Annotated in this window: 19 protein-coding genes; 13 read left to right on the top strand and 6 right to left on the bottom strand. The window is 61.1% G+C overall.

From position 1 onward, the window contains the following. Window positions 1-36 precede the first annotated feature (36 nt). The 12 genes from V5279_RS19250 to V5279_RS19195 all read left to right on the top strand — a co-directional run bounded on the left by V5279_RS19250 (window position 37) and on the right by V5279_RS19195 (window position 10,474). Entirely contained in the window at window positions 37-1,050 is a 1,014-nt protein-coding gene (locus V5279_RS19250) for a zinc-binding alcohol dehydrogenase family protein (protein WP_165123312.1), read from the top strand. Between the two features lie 24 nt (window positions 1,051-1,074). Next, on the top strand, window positions 1,075-1,629 hold the full coding sequence (locus V5279_RS19245) for a cupin domain-containing protein (protein WP_338699991.1): 555 nt from the start codon (window positions 1,075-1,077) through the stop codon (window positions 1,627-1,629). Next, complete coding sequence (locus V5279_RS19240) at window positions 1,626-2,453, top strand: glycine betaine ABC transporter substrate-binding protein (RefSeq protein WP_201266200.1); 828 nt, start codon at window positions 1,626-1,628, stop codon at window positions 2,451-2,453. The genes V5279_RS19245 and V5279_RS19240 overlap by 4 nt, the downstream gene beginning before the upstream one ends. A gap of 54 nt (window positions 2,454-2,507) precedes the next feature. Beyond that, window positions 2,508-2,948: a GlcG/HbpS family heme-binding protein gene (locus tag V5279_RS19235; RefSeq protein ID WP_085402266.1), complete on the top strand. Its 441-nt coding sequence runs from the start codon at window positions 2,508-2,510 to the stop codon at window positions 2,946-2,948. A gap of 119 nt (window positions 2,949-3,067) precedes the next feature. Further along, window positions 3,068-4,075 (top strand): L-dopachrome tautomerase-related protein, encoded by a 1,008-nt coding sequence (locus V5279_RS19230; RefSeq protein WP_338699982.1) that lies wholly within the window; start codon window positions 3,068-3,070, stop codon window positions 4,073-4,075. Window positions 4,076-4,147: 72 nt separating this feature from the next. Continuing rightward, on the top strand, window positions 4,148-5,647 hold the full coding sequence (gene istA, locus V5279_RS19225; RefSeq protein WP_166309211.1) for an IS21 family transposase: 1,500 nt from the start codon (window positions 4,148-4,150) through the stop codon (window positions 5,645-5,647). Then, window positions 5,647-6,510, top strand: a complete 864-nt coding sequence (gene istB / locus V5279_RS19220) for an IS21-like element helper ATPase IstB (protein WP_166107168.1) — start codon at window positions 5,647-5,649, stop codon at window positions 6,508-6,510. Before istA ends, istB begins: the two co-directional genes overlap by 1 nt. Window positions 6,511-7,642: 1,132 nt before the next feature. Then, the gene (locus V5279_RS19215) at window positions 7,643-7,978 is read left to right on the top strand and encodes a helix-turn-helix transcriptional regulator (protein WP_338699980.1); all 336 of its coding nucleotides are present in this window, start codon (window positions 7,643-7,645) and stop codon (window positions 7,976-7,978) included. Next, complete coding sequence (locus V5279_RS19210) at window positions 7,971-9,218, top strand: HipA domain-containing protein (protein WP_338699978.1); 1,248 nt, start codon at window positions 7,971-7,973, stop codon at window positions 9,216-9,218. Before V5279_RS19215 ends, V5279_RS19210 begins: the two co-directional genes overlap by 8 nt. Then, entirely contained in the window at window positions 9,215-9,514 is a 300-nt protein-coding gene (locus V5279_RS19205) for a hypothetical protein (protein WP_338699976.1), read from the top strand. Before V5279_RS19210 ends, V5279_RS19205 begins: the two co-directional genes overlap by 4 nt. Before the next feature lie 14 nt (window positions 9,515-9,528). Continuing rightward, window positions 9,529-9,780 (top strand): hypothetical protein, encoded by a 252-nt coding sequence (locus tag V5279_RS19200; RefSeq protein WP_338699974.1) that lies wholly within the window; start codon window positions 9,529-9,531, stop codon window positions 9,778-9,780. Further along, window positions 9,761-10,474, top strand: coding sequence for a Crp/Fnr family transcriptional regulator (locus V5279_RS19195; RefSeq protein ID WP_338699972.1), 714 nt, complete (start codon window positions 9,761-9,763; stop codon window positions 10,472-10,474). The genes V5279_RS19200 and V5279_RS19195 overlap by 20 nt, the downstream gene beginning before the upstream one ends. Before the next feature lie 54 nt (window positions 10,475-10,528). Here the strand turns inward: V5279_RS19195 and V5279_RS19190 are convergent, their stop codons facing one another. The 6 genes from V5279_RS19190 to V5279_RS19165 all read right to left on the bottom strand — a co-directional run bounded on the left by V5279_RS19190 (window position 10,529) and on the right by V5279_RS19165 (window position 16,636). Further along, a complete protein-coding gene (locus V5279_RS19190; protein WP_338699970.1) occupies window positions 10,529-11,230 on the bottom strand; it encodes an ABC transporter ATP-binding protein in 702 nt (233 codons plus the stop codon). Then, entirely contained in the window at window positions 11,223-11,957 is a 735-nt protein-coding gene (locus V5279_RS19185; RefSeq protein WP_338699968.1) for an ABC transporter ATP-binding protein, read from the bottom strand. The genes V5279_RS19190 and V5279_RS19185 overlap by 8 nt, the downstream gene beginning before the upstream one ends. Further along, a complete protein-coding gene (locus V5279_RS19180; protein ID WP_338699966.1) occupies window positions 11,944-13,041 on the bottom strand; it encodes a branched-chain amino acid ABC transporter permease in 1,098 nt (365 codons plus the stop codon). Before V5279_RS19180 ends, V5279_RS19185 begins: the two co-directional genes overlap by 14 nt. Window positions 13,042-13,045: 4 nt before the next feature. Beyond that, window positions 13,046-14,266, bottom strand: coding sequence for a substrate-binding protein (locus V5279_RS19175; protein ID WP_338699964.1), 1,221 nt, complete (start codon window positions 14,264-14,266; stop codon window positions 13,046-13,048). 4 nt (window positions 14,267-14,270) lie between these two features. Beyond that, the gene (locus V5279_RS19170; RefSeq protein WP_338699961.1) at window positions 14,271-15,128 is read right to left on the bottom strand and encodes a branched-chain amino acid ABC transporter permease; all 858 of its coding nucleotides are present in this window, start codon (window positions 15,126-15,128) and stop codon (window positions 14,271-14,273) included. 119 nt (window positions 15,129-15,247) lie between these two features. Further along, window positions 15,248-16,636 (bottom strand): amidase, encoded by a 1,389-nt coding sequence (locus V5279_RS19165; protein WP_338699959.1) that lies wholly within the window; start codon window positions 16,634-16,636, stop codon window positions 15,248-15,250. Window positions 16,637-17,041: 405 nt separating this feature from the next. On the opposite strand from V5279_RS19165, the gene V5279_RS19160 reads away from it, so the two are divergent. Then, a complete protein-coding gene (locus V5279_RS19160) occupies window positions 17,042-17,788 on the top strand; it encodes a helix-turn-helix transcriptional regulator (protein ID WP_338699957.1) in 747 nt (248 codons plus the stop codon). Window positions 17,789-17,845: the final 57 nt, after the last annotated feature.

The raw sequence follows: 17,845 nt of genomic DNA, 5'->3' as shown, positions 1-17,845 counted from the left end.
CTTCTCACCCCGCGAAGTCCATCCCAGGAGGTCAGCATGAAAGCAATCGGCTATCTTGTTCCGCAGCCAATCACGGCAACGAACGCTCTCATCGAGCTCGAGCTGCCTATCCCAGCACCGAAGCCACGCGACCTGCGCGTGGCAGTAAAGGCGATCTCGGTCAACCCGGCCGACGTCAAGCGTCGTGCCAGCAGCCCGCCCCCCAAGGGCGAGGCCTGCATCCTGGGTTACGACGCGGCGGGCGTCGTCGAGGCTATTGGCTCCGACGTGACGATGTTCCGGCCAGGCGACGAAGTGTTCTATGCAGGCGCCATCGATCGGTTCGGCACGAATGCCGAATTGCATCTGGTCGACGAGCGCCTCGTCGGCAATAAACCCAAGACACTGAGCTTCGCCGAGGCAGCCGCGTTGCCGCTCACCTCGATCACCGCATGGGAGTTGCTGTTCGACCGCCTGGGCGTTCCCTATGGCGTCAAGACGCAATCCGGCACGCTGCTGATCATCAACGGTGCCGGCGGCGTCGGATCGATCCTGACCCAGATTGCGCGGCGCCTCACCGGACTTACCGTTATCGCAACGGCATCTCGACCGGAGACGATCGCGTGGTGCAGGAAAATGGGTGCACATCACGTGATCGACCACCACCAGCCTTTCCCCGAACAGTTGCTGGGCTTTGGGGTTGCGCAGGTCGAGTATGTCGCCGGTCTGACTGCAACCGGAAAGCATCTCCAGGCTATCGAGGCAGTGATGGCACCGCAGGGTCACCTGGCGCTGATCGACGATCCCGACGCGCTGGACATCGTCGGTCTCAAGCGCAAGTGCATATCAGTGCATTGGGAATTGATGTTCACCAGATCGCTCTACCAGACCCCGGACATGATTGCGCAGCACCGCCTTCTGAATGAAGTCGCCGCTCTCGTCGACGATGGTGTGCTCCGCTCCACGATGACGGACGATGAGGGCGCCATCAACGTAGCGAATCTGAAGCGCGTGCACGCGCTGGTCGAGAGCGGTCGCGCGATCGGAAAGACGGTGCTTTCCGGCTTCTGAGGCAACCAGCCACGATCACCCGAAATGCAAATCTCATATCAAAGAAGCCTCATCGAAATGAAAAACTCCAAAACGGCTGTCTTCGTTACCGCCATCCTGGCCCTAGCCGCACGCGCGGCCGCATCTGCCCAGGACATGCCTGCCCCTGCCTTGTCGGGACCTCCGGTCGTCACGGACGCCCGTGGTCGTGGCACCTTGCCGACCGTGAGCGGCCATACCGCCATCGTGCCGACGCTCTACCAACTGGACGCACAACCAATCGAACAGATTTCGCCGCTCGTCCAGCGCCAGTATTTGAACGGCACGCAGTCGACCTTCGTCAAATGGACGGTGAAGAAAGGTGGAGTATTTCCGCTGCATCATCATGCCAGCGAGCAGATCACGTGGATCACCGAAGGGCGCTGCGAGGTTTACTCCCAGGGCAGAAAGTTCGTGATGACGGCTGGCACTGTTCTGGTCATACCGCCGAATACGCCGCACGAGTTCGTTTGTACCGAGGACACAATCGATATCGATTTCTTCGCGCCGCAACGCCAGGACTGGCTCGATGGCGCACCTTCCGTCGCAGCGGGAAGATGACCCGTCCCCTCTCCATCGCCACGCACGGGCAACAAGAGCAGCAAGGACGTGAAATGACGGACAGTACAGGCAGCGTAGTCCGAGTCGGTCACATCGACCTATCTTTCCACGACGCCAGTGCGCGGGAAGTCGAGGCGATCTTGACGTCTCACGGCCATCACGTCGAGCGCTCGGCAGCACCGCATGGGGAGATGTTCCAGCGGATGCGCCGCGGCAAGATCGATATGCTTGTTTCGGCGTGGCTTCCGACAAGTCACGGCGGCTACCTCAGACCATTCGAGCAGGCGGTGCGAAAGGTCACCGTCCTGTATGAACCCTACTGCATCTGGGGCGTGCCGGAATACGTCCCGGCCGACGTCGCCGGGGTTGCGGACCTCCTAAGGCCAGAGGTTTCGGCCCGAATGGAAAAGTTGATCCAGGGTATCAATCCGGGGGCCGGCATAAGCCGCTTCTCGAAGGCCATCATTGAGCAATATGGCTTGGCGGCCGCGGGCTATCACTTCGAGGCTGGGACGGAGCAAGACTGCTTCGGCCGGTTCGAGGATGCGGTGGCTGAACGCCGCTGGGTCGTCATTCCGCTTTGGCATCCGCAGGCGTTGCATCATCGTCACAAGATTCGCGCGCTCGAGGAGCCAAAGGGGCTGCTCGGCGGAACCGACAAGGCTACCCTGATCGTGCGTCACGATGCCGAGGTTCGGATCGGCGCGCCTGCGCTCGCTGAATTGTCGCGCCTAACTATCGGCAACACGCGCATGAGCGCGCTCGACGATGCGCTGCGCCGCAACGCCGGCTTGGATTCCCAGCCACGTAAACGTGGAGGATGACACGTCTCTCTCGACGAAAGTAGTTTCTCGCCCGCCCCACTCAGGAACCGACACATGACCCATTCCAAGCTTCTCCAGGATACACGACAACTGACTTATGCCGGCGCGGCAATCGCCATCGAGGCCGCAGTCGCAAGGTCGAAGAAAATCGCAGCGCCGGAATGCATCGCTGTTGTCGATGCTGGCGGCAACCTCCTGGCCTTCGCAAGGGTCGAGGGTGCCGCAGTGCTTGCCCGCGAGCCCGCTGTCGCCAAGGCTGCCACGGCAGCTTCTCTGGCGATGCCGACAGGTGGCATACCGTTCGAGTTTGGTGCTAATCTCGGCTTCGCGAGCCAAGGCGGTATCGTCAATCTCGGCGGCGGCTTCCCTATCATCTTCAATGGCCACGTCCTCGGCGCCATCGGCGTCGGCTCCGGCACCACCGAGCAGGACGTAGCGGTGGCTGAAGCCGGCCGCGATGCCGTGCTCGCTGCTCTCTCAGCCCAAACCGATTGACAGGCGGCCCACCCATTCCGGAGCCGATGATGAGCCGTCTTCCCCGCCCAACCGCAGCATGCTTCGCTCTCCTTCTTGCGTTGCCTGTCGCCGTATGCGCCCAAACCCATGGAGAGATCATGAATACGTCAACTCGCGTGCCAACAGATCGTCCGATCGGCGACATCGAGCCGGTTTTCGAATTTCGTGACGACATGCCCACCGGAGTGACCGTCGCCGACAACGGTCGGATCTTCATCAACTTCCCACGATGGGGCGGTGAGGTCCCCTTTACAGTCGCGGAAATCCGCGACCGAAAGATCGTTCCATATCCCGACGCGACGATAAATAAGTTCGATCCAAAGCGTCCGAGCGAGACGCTTGGCAGCGTGCAGAGCGTCGTCGTCGACCCGGTGAACCGGCTCTGGATCCTCGACACCGCGGCGCCCTCCTTCAGCACGCCCGTGCCTGACGGCGCGAAGCTCGTCGCCGTCGATCTCGCGACGGACAAAGTGGTCAAGACCATTGTGCTGGCGCCGACCTCCGTGCTGAACACCACCTACATCAACGATGTGCGCTTCGATCTGCGGAAGGGCAAAGCTGGCCTGGCGTACATCACCGACTCCTCGGTTTCGGGCCCGGGCGCAATCATCGTCGTCGACCTCGACAGCGGTGAAAGCTGGCGTAAGCTGAACGGCCACGCTTCAACGTCGGCCGACCCCGCGTTCGTTCCCGTGGTCGAGGGCGAGACCCTTGCAATTCGCGAAACGGGAAAGCCGCCTGTCCCCTTCGCCGTGGCATCCGATGGCATTGCCCTCTCCGCGGATGGCGCGACGCTCTACTATTGCTCGCTGTCGAGCCGGCATCTGTTCTCAGTCCCGACCGCCCTGTTGCTCGACCGATCGGTCTCCGAGGCCGACGTGGCGAAGGCCGTCATCGACCTCGGCGAGAAAGGCGCGTCAGACGGCCTCGAAGCGGACGACAAGGGCCGCATCTATGCCGGAGACTACGAACGTAACAGCATCCGACAGCGTCAGACCGACGGCGAATGGAAAACCATCGCCCATGATCCGCGCATTCTATGGCCAGACACACTTTCTGTCGCCGGCTGTGTTTCGGCATGGAATAAGGACCCCGTTTCGGGGTGATCGGCATCCAATCGGGACCCCGGGATAAGGGTCCACAGTGGCTTCCATCGAGTCATGGAAGCCGAGGTTGGGATGCTGGTGGTGGAGACGATTGGTAAGATCCGTCGCGCCTACTTTGTTGATGGTCGTCCGATCAAGGCGATCTGCCGAGAACTTGGCGTATCGCGGAAGGTGGTTCGCAAGGTCATTCGTTCTCAAGCGACGGAGTTCCGGTACGAGCGCGAGACGCAGCCGCTCCCGAAGATGGGTGCCTGGAGTGCCGAGCTTGATCGGTTGCTGGCAGGGAATGAGAGCAAGGCGGCGCGGGAACGGCTGACGCTGATCCGGCTATTCGAGGAACTCCGCGGCCTGGGTTATGCCGGCGGCTATGATGCGGTTCGTCGATACGCCCGACGGTGGACCAAGGAACGCGGCACCTCGACAGCGTCGGCTTATGTGCCGCTGAGCTTTGCACCAGGCGAAGCCTACCAGTTCGACTGGAGCCACGAGGTGGTCCTGCTGAGCGGCACCACGGTGATGGTGAAGGCTGCTCATGTTCGGCTCTGTCACAGTCGCATGCTGTTCGTGCGGGCCTATCCGCGGGAGACGCAGGAGATGGTGTTCGACGCCCACGACCGGGCATTCGCCCTGTTCAAAGGCACCTGCACCCGCGGCATCTACGACAACATGAAGACCGCGGTGGAGACGATCTTTGTCGGTAAAGGCCGTCTCTACAATCGCCGCTTCCTGCAGATGTGCAGCCACTATCTGGTCGATCCGGTCGCCTGTACGCCAGCGTCGGGCTGGGAGAAGGGGCAGGTCGAGAACCAGGTCGGGCTGGTCCGGGAGCGCTTCTTCACGCCGCGGCTGCGGTTCAAAAACCTCGACGAGTTAAACGCCTGGCTGCTCGACAAGTGCATCGCCTACGCCAAGGCTCATCGCCATCCGGAGCTGGTCGATCAGACGATCTGGGACGTGTTCGAAGCCGAACGCCCCAAACTCGTTCCCTATGCCGGCCGCTTCGACGGCTTCCATGCGGTGACAGCATCGGTCTCGAAGACCTGCCTGGTGCGCTTCGACAACAACAAGTACTCGGTCGCAGCCAGTGCAGTCGGACGACCGGTCGAGGTTCAAGCCTATGCCGATCGCATCGTGATCCGTCAGGATGGACGTATCGTTGCCGAGCACCCGCGATCCTTTGGCCGCGGCGATACCGTCTACGACCCCTGGCATTATGTGCCGGTGCTCGCCCGCAAACCCGGCGCCTTGCGCAACGGTGCTCCCTTCAAAGACTGGGTGCTGCCGGCCGCGATCGAGCGGATCCGGCGCAAGCTGGCCAGCACCGACGATGGCAATCGGCAGATGGTCGACATCCTCACCGCGGTGCTGACTGACGGTCTGTCCGCGGTGGAAGCGGCTTGTGCCGAAGCGCTCAGTCACAGCGTCCATTCCGCCGATGTCGTTCTCAATATCCTGGCCCGTCAACGTGAACCCGCCCCACCGGCCAACATCATGACGCCGGCCGCACTGACGCTCCGTCATGCACCGATCGCCGATTGTGCCCGCTACGACAACCTCCGGAGGACCATCTGATGGAACGAACCCAAATCTTCGACCTCATGGGCGAACTTAAGCTCTACGGCATGAAGGCTGCCTTCGACGAGATCATGGCAACTGCCGTCAAGCGCCAGCACGAGCCTCAACGCATTGTCGGCGACCTGCTCAACGCCGAGATCAACGAGAAGCAAGCCAGGTCGATCAAATACCAGCTCACCATTGCCAAGCTGCCGCTCGCCAAGGACATCGCCGACTTCCAGTTCGACGGCACGCCGATCAATCAGACTCTCGTCAATGATCTCGCTGGCGGCGGCTTCATCGCCCAACAACGCAACGTCGTGCTGGTTGGCGGCACCGGTACAGGCAAAACCCACTTGGCCATTGCCATCGCCAGAAGTTGCATCCGCGATGGCGCCAGAGGACGCTTCTACAACGTAGTCGACCTCGTCAACCGGCTCGAGACCGAGACCCGCAACGGTCGGCAGGGACGGCTCGCCGAGCATCTGACCCGCATGGACTTCATCGTTCTCGACGAGCTGGGCTATCTGCCGTTCGCGCAATCCGGCGGTCAGCTCCTGTTCCATCTCATCAGCCGGCTCTACGAGCGCACCTCCATCATTGTCACCACCAATCTTGCGTTCGGCGAATGGCCCAGTGTGTTCGGTGATGCCAAAATGACCACCGCGCTACTCGACCGATTGACCCATCACTGCGACATCGTCGAGACCGGCAACGACAGCTGGCGATTCAAAAGCCGCGACGATGTTCAAACAACCCGCGCTCGCGCCGTCTCCGCAACCCCGACCAGCTCCGACGACCCGAGCGCTACCAGCAGAGCACGCCGATCAAAGGGGTCCCTTTTGGATGCCGATAGGGGGTCCCAGTCGAACGCCGATTGACATGAAATGGATCGAAGATGTGCTGGCGCCGTATCTGGAATAGCGAGACGAACATCTTCGTCCGGCCCTCGAAATCAACATTCTGAAGTTATGTCTGTCGGTTTGGGAGCGGCTCACTTCGCCCAGGAACAGCGATGATGGGCGCAAACCAGACCCGCCGATTTGCACACCATTCGACGCTATAGCCCTCCCACGCGTTGAAGGCACTTTACATACTCCGCGGATTGCGCGCAGATCGGTTCTGCGAGCTACCCGAGAACGCGCACATAGAAGAGCCTCCGAGCCAGTGACGAAGGGATCGACAGAGCGGTAGCACGGCAGCGAAGATCACCGCCCAAACTACGCTGTCGCCGCCGGTTGCCCCCTACTCCCACTCGATTGTTCTAAACACCAAGTTAGAGAGTTGATCTGGCTGTGGTTTTTCCTTCGCGCTGAGCGAGAGGCCGACACGCGAGTCGTCAAAAAGTTACGGTGTTGATTTTAAAAGAAAAATCGCCTGAAAATTTTTCTGTGTAGTTCGAGAACTATCGAGATCGATCAGGCGAAAAAACTCGTTCGCGCTCGAAATGCACGGCGCTTCGCAGCTTTAGCAAAGTACCGTCGCTAACATTTGGCACGCGCTGATATCACGAGCCAATGATTGGCCGCAAACGCCACCCCACAAACTGAGATCGCGGGCGGCCATCAACGCGGGATTAATCTCTGCAGCGCGACGTGCCTCTTCTCTAACACATCGATCAACAACATCTTCCGTAAGAGAATCCATACCGATCCGCCAAGACAAATCAGATTAGTTTGGCGTCAGTGCGAAAACATCTCCAGTCCGTCTGCCGTGAATCAGGAATTGTTCGCGAACAGACTACGCGACCTGGACGCCTTGTCTGCTATCGTTCAAACGAGCTTCGATAATTGCGACTGTAGATCAACGCTTGCCGTAGCAGTCCTCTCTACTCGTGATATTGGCGCACCGAATTGAAAGCCACCGTCGCCGCGGTTGCCGATATCCCGGGTCTCCCGGGCCCCCTTACGTGGCGACGGTAAAATTAAACCTCCACGGCATACCTTTGAGGTCTAGAAAAATTGTAAACTTCGTGCTACATATTCGGTCAATCTGTAGTGCGAAGGTGTCAAAATGCCTACCCCACACACCCCTCCTGCTGCCGTGCGGCGCGCCTTGCGCAAGCTCGGCGCGGACATCCACGATGCCCGTCGGCGCCGACGGCTGCCGATGGCGGTCGTGGCTGAGCGCGCCTTCACGTCCCGGTCGACATTGCAAAGGGTTGAGGCCGGAGACACTAACGTCAGCATCGGCATTTACGCTGGCGTCCTGCAGGCACTCGGCCTGCTCGACGGCTTGAGCCGGGTCGCAGACATCAGCAACGACAGCGTCGGCCAGGCTCTCGCCAGTGCTGAACTCCCCAAGCATGCCCACCTCAAGCGATCAACCGGATCATCCAACGATGGCTGACTTCGAGGTTCATATCGATCTAAAAGGCCGCACACGCCCGCTCGGACTGGCGAGGTGCAATCGCGTCCGAGGCACGGAGACTATCCTCTTTGAATACGATGGTGCATGGCTTGAGGATACAGACCGCTTCTCACTGGAGCCAGCACTTGCATTGACGCGCGGCTCCTTCGCTCCGCCCGCCGGGCTCGCGACCTTCGGCTCCATCGGTGACTCGGCGCCAGATACCTGGGGTCGCCGCCTCATGCAGCGCGCCGAGCGCCGTCTCGCCGAACGCGAAGGTCGTGCCGTTCGCACTCTACTGGAGAGCGATTATTTGCTCGGCGTCGCCGACGAGACCCGGCTTGGCGCGCTCCGCTTCCGCTGGGCTGGCGACGAAGTTTTCCAGGCACCGATCCGCGCCGGCGTTCCTGCCCTGATCGAACTTGGCCGACTGCTCCAGATCACCGAGCGCGTTCTCCGGGATGAGGAAACCGATGACGACCTGCAACTCATCTTTGCCCCCGGCTCTTCCCTCGGCGGCGCGCGTCCGAAGGCGTCCGTCATCGACCAACATGGTCACCTCTCTATCGCGAAATTCCCGAAAGAGAACGACGACTACAGCATGGAGACCTGGGAAGAGATCGCGTTACGGCTGGCCAGCCAGGCAGGTATCGCCACACCCCGGCACGAGTTGATCGACGTCGCCGGCAAGGCGGTCATGTTGTCGCGACGCTTCGATCGCGACGGCGTGATCCGCGTACCATTCCTGTCGGCGATGGCGATGATGGGAACGAAAGACGGGGAGCGCGGCAGCTATCCGGAGATCGTCGATGCCCTTGCTCAACACGGCGCTCAGGGAAAGACGGACGCCCATGCACTCTACCGGCGCGTGGTATTCAACGTTCTGATCTCCAATGTCGACGACCATCTCCGAAATCACGGCTTCCTGTGGCTCGGAAAAGCGGGCTGGTCTCTCTCGCCGGCATACGACCTCAACCCCGTTCCAACTGATCTCAAAGCGCGAGTGCTGACCACGAACATCGATCTCGATGAAGGCACCTGCTCGCTCGACCTGCTTGAGGCCGCGTCACAGTACTTCGGGCTAACGCTGGCGCAGGCTCGTGGGATCGTCAAAGAGGTCGCGACCGTGACCGCAACCTGGCGCGATACAGCCAAGGCGGTCGGCGCCCGTTCAGCCGAGATCAACCGCATGGCCAGTGCGTTCGAACATGACGATCTCAAGCGAGCACTGGCGTTGTGACGAGAGCCTTCCTTCACAACTTTGACCCTGCCAGCGCCAGCCCCGTCACCGGCGCCACCGTCGATCTGGAAGTTTCAGAGATTGAGGACGCAGGAATTCGGGAAGTTCTGCAGCCACCGGGCGCGGCCTACGGTGCCTGGTCGATCCTCGATGCATTACTCGCACCAACCGGCACTGGAACGCCATTCATCTTCAAGGAGCCGCTCGGACAAGCGCGTGAAGTCAAAGTCGCCTTCTCAGGCTTGTTCGGACGGTTCGTCGCTCGCGCCTATCTTGAACGCTATTCAGCCATGTAGATTTCTGAAATAACATGTTCGTTGACATTACCGATAAGCTGTTGCCGTCGCTCGGCCACAAGAAGCTCGATCAAACCGTAGCTGAAGCGAAGCAAGGGATGGCGCCGTTAAGACACTCCAAGGCGTGGCACATGTTCGCCAAGCTCGCCGCACACCATACGCATAACCAAGCAATGGCACGACAGATTGTTGCAGCCGCGCAGGGCGGCGCTAACCAGAAGTGCAGCACTAAGCTGGGCATCGCGCATGAAGCGAGCGAACAATAGTGTGAGACCGAAAGATCGGTGCGAATGGGTCGCCGTGCCCGGCGCGCGCAGTGACCTGCTACGATGGCTACCTGAAGCCGTGAGACGCAGTTTTCGAGATCAGTCCGCGATTCGAAGTATTCCGGCTGGCCAGATCATTTTCCAGTATGGCGATGAACGTAAGGAGATGTACCGGGTTCTGCGTGGGACCGTCCGGATATCCACGATGCGGGTCGACGGTCTCGAGATGGTCTACGCGCTGCTTGGTCCAGGAGAGTGTTTGGGTGCGAGTAGCCTGATCGATGGCGAACGCATGCCGCAAACCGCTGAGGCGCTTGATGACGTTCGCCTTCAGGTTTTAAGTTCCACAGCTTTTTCCAAGCTTCGGCAGAAACATCGTGTCTTCGACGACGCGTTGCTCAGGTTGCTGTCGAGTCGCCTGCGGTTGCTGAGCGCCCACATGGCGAATGCTGTTCTTGCAGATCCACCGAACCGGGTCGCCTTACGCTTGCTTGAGGTTGCGCATGTCACACCAGATGGCGGACTTTATGTTTCAATAACGCAAGCAGCACTCGCACTTTTAACCGGAACGTCCCGTCAAACGGTCAACAAGGTCCTGAAACAACTGGAGAGCAAGGGCCTCGTTTGTTTGAATTACCGACGCATTGAACTAAAGAATATCGATAAGCTGAAGCGGATGGCTGAAATCATCTGAGTGTAGCCTTCCATTCACTGCTCATGGCATACCGCGTCTGGCGCCCAGTTTCCGTCATGGCGCCAGATACCGCAGCAGTTCCGGATCGTTGCGCACTTTGCCCGCCTCGCCCTGCAACGCGACGCGGCCGCGGTCCAGCACATAGGCATAGTCGGCGACGCGCAGCGCGAGGTCGAGATGCTGTTCGACGATCACGACCGAGATGCTCTTGGCAAGCTCGATCAGCCGCTCGGTGATCTCCTCGATGACGCCGATCCAGACGCCTTCGGTCGGCTCGTCGAGCAGCAGCAGTTTCGGATTGCCGAGCATGGCGCGGCCGATCGCCAGCATCTTGCGCTCGCCGCCGGACAGCGTGCCGGCCGGCTGGTCGAGCCGCTGGCCGAGCTTCGGGAAGATCGCGAGCACGCGATCGACCGCGCTGGCATCCGAATTGGTCAGCGAGCCGACCGCGAGGTTGTCGCGCACCGACAGGCGGGCGAACACCGAATGCTCCTGCGGCACATAGCCGATGCCGGAGCGCACCCGCTCCTCGGTGCGGCGGCGGGTGATGTCGCGGCCGTCGAAGAACAGTTCGCCCTGCGAGCTCGTGAGCTCGCCGACGATGGTCTTCATCAGCGTGGTCTTGCCGGCGCCGTTGCGGCCGAGCACGGCGACGCCGCCGCGCCAGGGAATGCCGATGTTGACATCGAACAGGACCTGGCTGCGGCCATAACCGGCATCGAGATGCCTGATATCGAGGAAGGATTGGTCAGGCACGGCGAAGATAAATCTCCTGGACGCTCTTGTTGGCCTGGATTTCCGCGACGGTGCCGCACGCCAGCACCTTGCCCTGGTCGAGCACGGTGAGGCGGTCGCAGATGTCGCGGATGAAATCGAGGTCGTGTTCGACGATGACGAGCGAGCAATGCTGCTTGATCGGCTGCAACAGCTCGCCGGTGACGCGGCGCTCCTCGAGGCTCATGCCGCCGGTCGGCTCATCCAGCAGCAGCAGCCGCGGCTTGCCGGCGAGCGCCATCGCGATCTCCAGCCATTGCTGCTGGCCGTGCGACAGCGCAGCAGCAGCGTCAAACGCGCGATCGGCGAGCCGGAACTGGGTCAGCATCGTCATCACCTGATCGTGCAATTTCTTGCGGGTGCGCGACAGCACCAGATCGAACAGCGAGGACTGCGCCTGCAGCGCCAGCAGGATGTTGTCGTACAGCGTCAGCGTCGGCAGGACCGAGGTGATCTGGAATTTCAGGCTCATGCCGGCGCGGGCGCGTTCGGTCGGCGTGAACGCGGTGATGTCGGTATTGACGAAGGAGACCTTGCCCGCGGTCGGCACCTCGGCACCGGCGACGCATTTCATCAGCGTGCTCTTGCCGGAGCCGTTCGGGCCGATCAGGCCGTGAAACTCGTTCTCGCCGACGGTCAGCGCCGCACCGTCGAGCGCGGTCAGCTTGCCGTACACCTTGCTGACGCCGGACGCCTCAAGAAGCGGCATTGCCGGGCTCCTTTGGCGCTTTGCCGAACCGGCCGACCCGCTCGCGCTCGCCGAGCACGAAGGAAATCAGCCCGAGCGGACGGAACATGATGACGAGCAGCAGCAGCACGCCGAGGATGATCGGCCAGACGTCGCGGTAATTGTCCGACAGCCAGAACGAGACGCCCTCGATGATCACGGCCCCGATCACGGCGCCGATCAGCGTGCCGGAGCCGCCGAACAGGACGTAAAGCACGACCTGGGTCGAGAACACGACGCCCAGCATGTTGGGCCAGACGAAGCCCTCGTGGAAGGCATAGAGGCTGCCGGCGAGACCGGCGATGGTGCCGCCGACCGCGAAGATGATCGCCTTCAGATGCTGCGCCTTGTAGCCGAAGAAGGCGATGCGCTGCTCGTTCTCGCGCAGGCCGGCGAGCGCGAGGCCAAACTGCGAGCGGACCAGAAAACGACAGAGCAAATAGACGACAACGAGGATGCCGAGCACCATGTAATAGTAGATCGGCCCTTCCTCGAACTCGTAGCCGCCAAGCGTCAGCGGCGGGATCGACGGGATGCCGTTCTGGCCGCCGAGATAGTACCAGCCGCGCGCCAGCCGGTCGGCGGCATAGGAGCCGGTGAGCGTGCCGAGCGAGACGAAGATCACGCTCGAGGGATAACGCCCGAGCAACAGGAAGCCGCCGAGCAGCAGCGACGCGGTCAGCCCGATCAGCGCGCCGGCCGGCAGGATCAGCAGGATCGAGGTGACGTTGAGGTCGCGCGCCAGCAGCGCCACGCCGTAGCCGGCGGCGCCGAAGAACAGCGCCTGACCGAAGCTCATGATGCCGGCATAGCCCCACACCAGGTCGAACGACAGCGCGAACAGCGCGAGGATCACCACGCGGGTGGCGAACACCGTCAGATAGTCCTGCAGGACCCATGGCAGGACCAGTGCGATCAAGAGCACCAGCCCTTCCACGATCGGCAGGACTTTCCATCCTGCCGATTCCCGTCCCGCCGGCGCATGTGCTGCCGGTGTACCCTCACCCGTCACGACATCCTCGCTGATGCGTGCGACGGCGACGGCCCGTTTTACTCCGCCCGTCATTCGCTCAGCACTCTTTCGGGTCGACGAGACCGTTGCTGCGCCCCACGATTTCGTAATTTCCTCCTTTTGCCACCGCGATATACATTTTCATCTTGCAGTGACGCTTGCCCGGCACCATTTCGGCGGGGCCGCCGGGCCCTTCGGCGATCCTGGCGTGGTCGAGCGCCGCCGCAACCGAGTCGCGGTCGACCTTGCCAGCTTCCTTGACCGCTGCTGCCCATAGCTTGAGGCCACGATAAGTGCCAGTCGCAGCACTTCCAGCGGCGAACAGGATCTTCCCGGGAAAATTCTTATCGTAAGCCGCCTGGATCTTTGCGCTCACCGGATCATCCGCCGTGACAGCCCTGAAGTAGTCGAGACAGCTCGCCATGCCTTCGATTTCGCTGGGCTGACTCACATTCAAGAGATTCTCATCAGCCCACACGCAGGCAAGGCGTCCCCCGGCCTTCAAAAACCCGGCTTCGCTGAGTTGCTTGAATAATGGGCCGACGCCGGGCGGGATCACGGTGTTGAACACCACGTCGACCTTGTTGGAGATGATACGATTGACAGTCGCACTGAAGTCCACTTGATCGAGCGGGAAATATTCGTCGAACACGACTTCGCCGCCATGTGCTTCGATCAACTTGCGGGCATAGACATTGATCGTATGCGGATAGACATAGTTGGATCCCGGCAGCGCGAACTTCTTGCCTCCGTTCTTGATCAGCCACGGGATCAGATCGTCGCATTGCTGGGCTGGGGTGGGTCCGGTGCAGAACAGATAGGGCGTGCACTCCTTCCCCTCGTAAAGTTCCGGATAGATATAGAGCGTCTTGCCGCGTGCTACGATCGGATCCTTGATCGCGTTGCGCATCGACGAGGTGATGCCGGCCAGCACCATATCGACCTTGTCGCGCTGGATCAGCTTGCGGACATTGCCGACCGCGACCGATTCGTTCGAGGCGGTGTCCTCGATATAGAGCTCAATTGGACGCCCGAGGAGGCCTCCCTCGTCGTTAATCTCCTTGATTACCATCTTCGCGACATTGGCATCGGCCACCCCAGCGAACGCGATCGGCCCCGTAAGATCGGTCGCTATGCCAACCCTGATCGGCCCCTCCGCGGCGTTGGCCCAGTCGGCCCGCACCACCCAGCTGCCGACCCCGGTCGCGAGAGCGCCGGTGGCGAAAGCAAAATTGCTCATGAAGCGGCGGCGCGTCAGGTTCATCCGTTCAATCGACATGTGATTAGACCCCTTTCCCAGCAATGAGGCCTTGCGGCCGGAATTTGATGAAGGCGATGGCGAGTACGAAGACGAGGACGTCGGCGACAACCGGCGACATCACCCATGGCAGCGCCGCACTCAGCGTGCCGATGACACCTGCGCCGGCGACCGGACCGATGAAGGAGCCGACCCCGCCGACCATGACGGCGACGAAACCCTGGATCAGGAATCGGATGCCAAGATCAGCAAACAGGCTGAACACCGGCACGATCAGCGCGCCGGCAAGCCCGGCGAGCGCCGCGCCGAACGCAAAGGTCGCGCCGTAGATCAAGGGCGTCGAGATGCCCGAGGCGCGCGCCAGCGCCGGGTTTTCCAGCGTGGCGCGGACCCGAAGCCCGAACGAGGTGCGGGCCAGGAGGAGATAGCAGGCGCCCATCACCAGGAGCGTGATCACGATGATGGTGAAACGCCAGGCCGAGATGTGGACCGAGCCGAGGTCGATCGAGCCGCCGATCGGTTCCGGCACGGTGAGATAGAAGCCGCCGATCAGGCCGCGCACACTCTCGCGTATGATCAGCCCGAGCGCATAGGTGCCGAGCATCGCCACGATCGGCGCGGCATAGAAGCGCCTTATGATCAGCGCCTCCAGCACGAAGCCGAGCGCGCCGACCACGAAGGGCGCGGCAATCATGCCGGCCCAGACCGGCGCGCCGTGGGCATACGCCAGATAGGTCACGTAAGCTCCGAGCAGGACGAATTCGCCCTGCGCGAAGTTGAAGATGCCCATCATGCTGGCGATGATGCCGAGCCCGAGCACGACCAGCACGATGATCGCGCCAAAGCTCACGATTTCGAACACTGCAACGAGTGCACTAGCCATTTGTCGCGATCCAACTCCCTCCAAGGACTTTCCGGCGCAGACAACGGCGCTTGGCACAATGTAAAAATACCCGCTGACTGAGCGCGACCACGCCGTGTCTCTGGGTACATGCCAAACGCCTACGGAAAGTGTCGCGAGTGCCTTGAATGCCAGTCGGTTGCTCGCTGGAAGGCGGCACCGGCTCGCAGAACTGCGGCCTCATCAAAGTGCGCACCGATGAGTTGAACTGCCATTGGCGCGCCCCGGTCGTCGAAACCGCCGGGCAGAGTCAGCGTTGGGTTTCCGGTGCTGTCGAAGACACAAGTAAAGCGGAGCACATCCTCCAGGGGAGACGTAAGAAGAATATCGGCGGTGGCGGCGGCAGTCGGCGTCGGCCAGATGGTCACGGGCGCGAGAATGATGTCGACGTTATTGAAGTGGGTGCGAAGACGGTTCGAGAACTCCAAACGCGCATGGTGCGCGGCCGCGAGATCCATCGCTGTGCTGCTGCGTCCCAATTCGATGAGCGCCGATAGCGCCGGTCCGTAACTTCCGGATTTCGACGGATATGTTGCCGCATGCGTTAACGCTGTCTCGGATGAACATAGAATGGGCCAACTCGATGCCGCGTTGCGCCATTCGGGGAATAAAATCTCTTCGACGATCGCGCCAAGGTCTTCGAAGACCTTGGCCGCTGCTTGCCACACCGCCACGACGCCGGGGTCGACGCCTTCGGTCGCATAGGCACGTGGTAGTCCAATCCGCATTCCCGCAACGCTTTGCAACGCCGCGGCCTGGTAATCTTCTACTGGATCATGCACAGCAGTCGGATCGGCAGGATCGGCGCCGGCAATGGCTCCAAGCATGATAGCACAATCGACAGCTGACCGCGTCATTGGACCAACGTGATCAAGAGAAGCAGCCAATTCGAAGACGCCGTGGCGGCTAACACGCCCCCACGTCGGCTTAAGCCCCGTCACGCCATTGACCGCGCTCGGAAAGCGGATCGAACCGCCGGTGTCAGAGCCGAGCGCGCCGAAAGTCAAGCCGGCAGCCGTGGCAACCCCGGATCCGCTTGAGGATGCGCCCGCATATAGCTCCGCACCCCAGGGATTCTTGGGCGCCGCGACTGCAGGATGGTGCTCGGTCCAGGCTTGCTCCGTCGTTTTCAGCTTGCCAAGCGAAACGGCCCCCGCTGCCTCCAGCCGTCGCACCGCAGTTGCGCTGTAAGCCGGTTGAAAGTTCTTGTGTAGCGCTGTGCCCGCGGTCGTCAGGGCAAAGTCCGTATAGAAGATATCCTTGTAAGCCAGTGGAACACCGTGCAGTGGGCCACGCCACCGCCCGGATCCGATCTCGCTCTCTGCGTGTCTGGCTTGCTCCAGCGCACGCCGGGCGGTTATTGTTACGTAGGATTCCAGCTGCGGTTCAAGCGCATCAATCCGGTTGAGCATGTGCTTGACGAGTTCGACCGGAGAAATGGCTTTCGTCCTGAGCAACACGGACAACTCTGAAAGTGTTAAGTAGTGCATCTGGTTCTCCGTCTCCGACCTGGGATCTGTCGCGCGCAATAGGCCTCCCACCCCAAAGAGCTCACCAGGAGCTTTCTGGGGGCCACGACGCCGCATCTATTGGGGCGCGAGATCATCTCTCGGCAGGGGCCAAAACAGCTACACCCAGATCGAAGCAGGTACTTCGATTGACTGCCAATTGGCTCGTGCTACCTTCGAGCGGTTCGTCCCCACCTTTCCCGTTTGCTGTTGAGCTTGTAGCGACTTGGAATGCGGGGCGGCATCGGCATTATTGCCGATGGTGGTTCGGCTGCGTGATCCTGCACCCACAGGCGGGGTTACCGTCAGCCGCGGAATTGGGTGTCAGCCGCAGAGCTGTATTTGGCGCGCACTTTGCATAACATTCGTACCGGAAAGGATTGGGGTATGACGCCGCATGTCCGGGACATCACGTCGAGCGAGCTAAAGCTCTTTGCTGACATCGTCCACCGCCTGCAACGGCTGAGTGTGCAGGATGACGTTCGGCGAGCTGCACTCGGAGACCTCGTCAGGCTTCTTCGTGCTGACGGCGGCTGCTCTTGTACCTGGCAAGAGAAAGACCAACGATTTTGTGAATCAATCTACGTGGGCGCCGCACCGGAAATCCGGTCGCTCTACGATGACTGGTACCAATTCCATGATCCTATAACCGCGCGTTTGCGAGCAGCGCGGCAAGCCACGATAGTCGATGAAGTGATAGACAGGCGCGAGCTAGCGAAGACCGAGTTCTATAACGACTTCCTGCAGCGCGATGCGCTCGAATGGGGCATTAATATTTACATGTTCGATCAACGGAACCGCGACCTGGGCGATTTCCGCATCTGGCGGCGGCGCGGAAAGACAAACTTCGACGAGCGGGAGAAGGTGCTGCTGGACGTCCTTGAACCGTTCATCCGTTCCGCCTTGTTGCGGGGGAGGACTCAGAGCGACGGCCTGACTACGCGAGAACGTGAGGTCACCGAATTGGTATCGCGGGGCTGTACAGACCGTGACATCGCTCGCGTGTTGGGCATTAGCTTTGGCACCGTACGAACTCATATCAGTAGAGTGCTCGACAAATTCGGCTGCGCAAACCGGGCGGAATTGGCGGCCAGCTTTGCGAAAGCTCGCGGAATCGCGCATTCGTCAACTTGACCGCAGGTTCCACCCAACCCGTTCTGCCGCAGAGCGTCCAAAGCTCAGGGTGATGCG

Origin of the sequence: Bradyrhizobium sp. 26S5 (genome assembly GCF_036923295.1) — a bacterium.
Classification (GTDB): domain Bacteria; phylum Pseudomonadota; class Alphaproteobacteria; order Rhizobiales; family Xanthobacteraceae; genus Bradyrhizobium; species Bradyrhizobium septentrionale.
This window is presented reverse-complemented; position numbering and strand designations above follow the sequence as displayed.

Bases quoted from the DNA above. Each gene is read 5' to 3' on its own strand.
- V5279_RS19180 (WP_338699966.1), bottom strand. From the start codon at position 13,041: ATGACGGGCGGAGTAAAACGGGCCGTCGCCGTCGCACGCATCAGCGAG.
- V5279_RS19240 (WP_201266200.1), top strand. From the start codon at position 1,626: ATGACCCGTCCCCTCTCCATCGCCACGCACGGGCAACAAGAGCAGCAA.
- V5279_RS19250 (WP_165123312.1), top strand. From the start codon at position 37: ATGAAAGCAATCGGCTATCTTGTTCCGCAGCCAATCACGGCAACGAAC.
- V5279_RS19185 (WP_338699968.1), bottom strand. From the start codon at position 11,957: ATGCCGCTTCTTGAGGCGTCCGGCGTCAGCAAGGTGTACGGCAAGCTG.
- V5279_RS19245 (WP_338699991.1), top strand. From the start codon at position 1,075: ATGCAAATCTCATATCAAAGAAGCCTCATCGAAATGAAAAACTCCAAA.
- V5279_RS19230 (WP_338699982.1), top strand. From the start codon at position 3,068: ATGAATACGTCAACTCGCGTGCCAACAGATCGTCCGATCGGCGACATC.
- V5279_RS19195 (WP_338699972.1), top strand. From the start codon at position 9,761: ATGAAGCGAGCGAACAATAGTGTGAGACCGAAAGATCGGTGCGAATGG.
- V5279_RS19210 (WP_338699978.1), top strand. From the start codon at position 7,971: ATGGCTGACTTCGAGGTTCATATCGATCTAAAAGGCCGCACACGCCCG.
- V5279_RS19170 (WP_338699961.1), bottom strand. From the start codon at position 15,128: ATGGCTAGTGCACTCGTTGCAGTGTTCGAAATCGTGAGCTTTGGCGCG.
- istB (WP_166107168.1), top strand. From the start codon at position 5,647: ATGGAACGAACCCAAATCTTCGACCTCATGGGCGAACTTAAGCTCTAC.
- V5279_RS19200 (WP_338699974.1), top strand. From the start codon at position 9,529: ATGTTCGTTGACATTACCGATAAGCTGTTGCCGTCGCTCGGCCACAAG.
- V5279_RS19160 (WP_338699957.1), top strand. From the start codon at position 17,042: ATGACGCCGCATGTCCGGGACATCACGTCGAGCGAGCTAAAGCTCTTT.
- V5279_RS19235 (WP_085402266.1), top strand. From the start codon at position 2,508: ATGACCCATTCCAAGCTTCTCCAGGATACACGACAACTGACTTATGCC.
- istA (WP_166309211.1), top strand. From the start codon at position 4,148: ATGCTGGTGGTGGAGACGATTGGTAAGATCCGTCGCGCCTACTTTGTT.
- V5279_RS19215 (WP_338699980.1), top strand. From the start codon at position 7,643: ATGCCTACCCCACACACCCCTCCTGCTGCCGTGCGGCGCGCCTTGCGC.
- V5279_RS19175 (WP_338699964.1), bottom strand. From the start codon at position 14,266: ATGTCGATTGAACGGATGAACCTGACGCGCCGCCGCTTCATGAGCAAT.
- V5279_RS19165 (WP_338699959.1), bottom strand. From the start codon at position 16,636: ATGCACTACTTAACACTTTCAGAGTTGTCCGTGTTGCTCAGGACGAAA.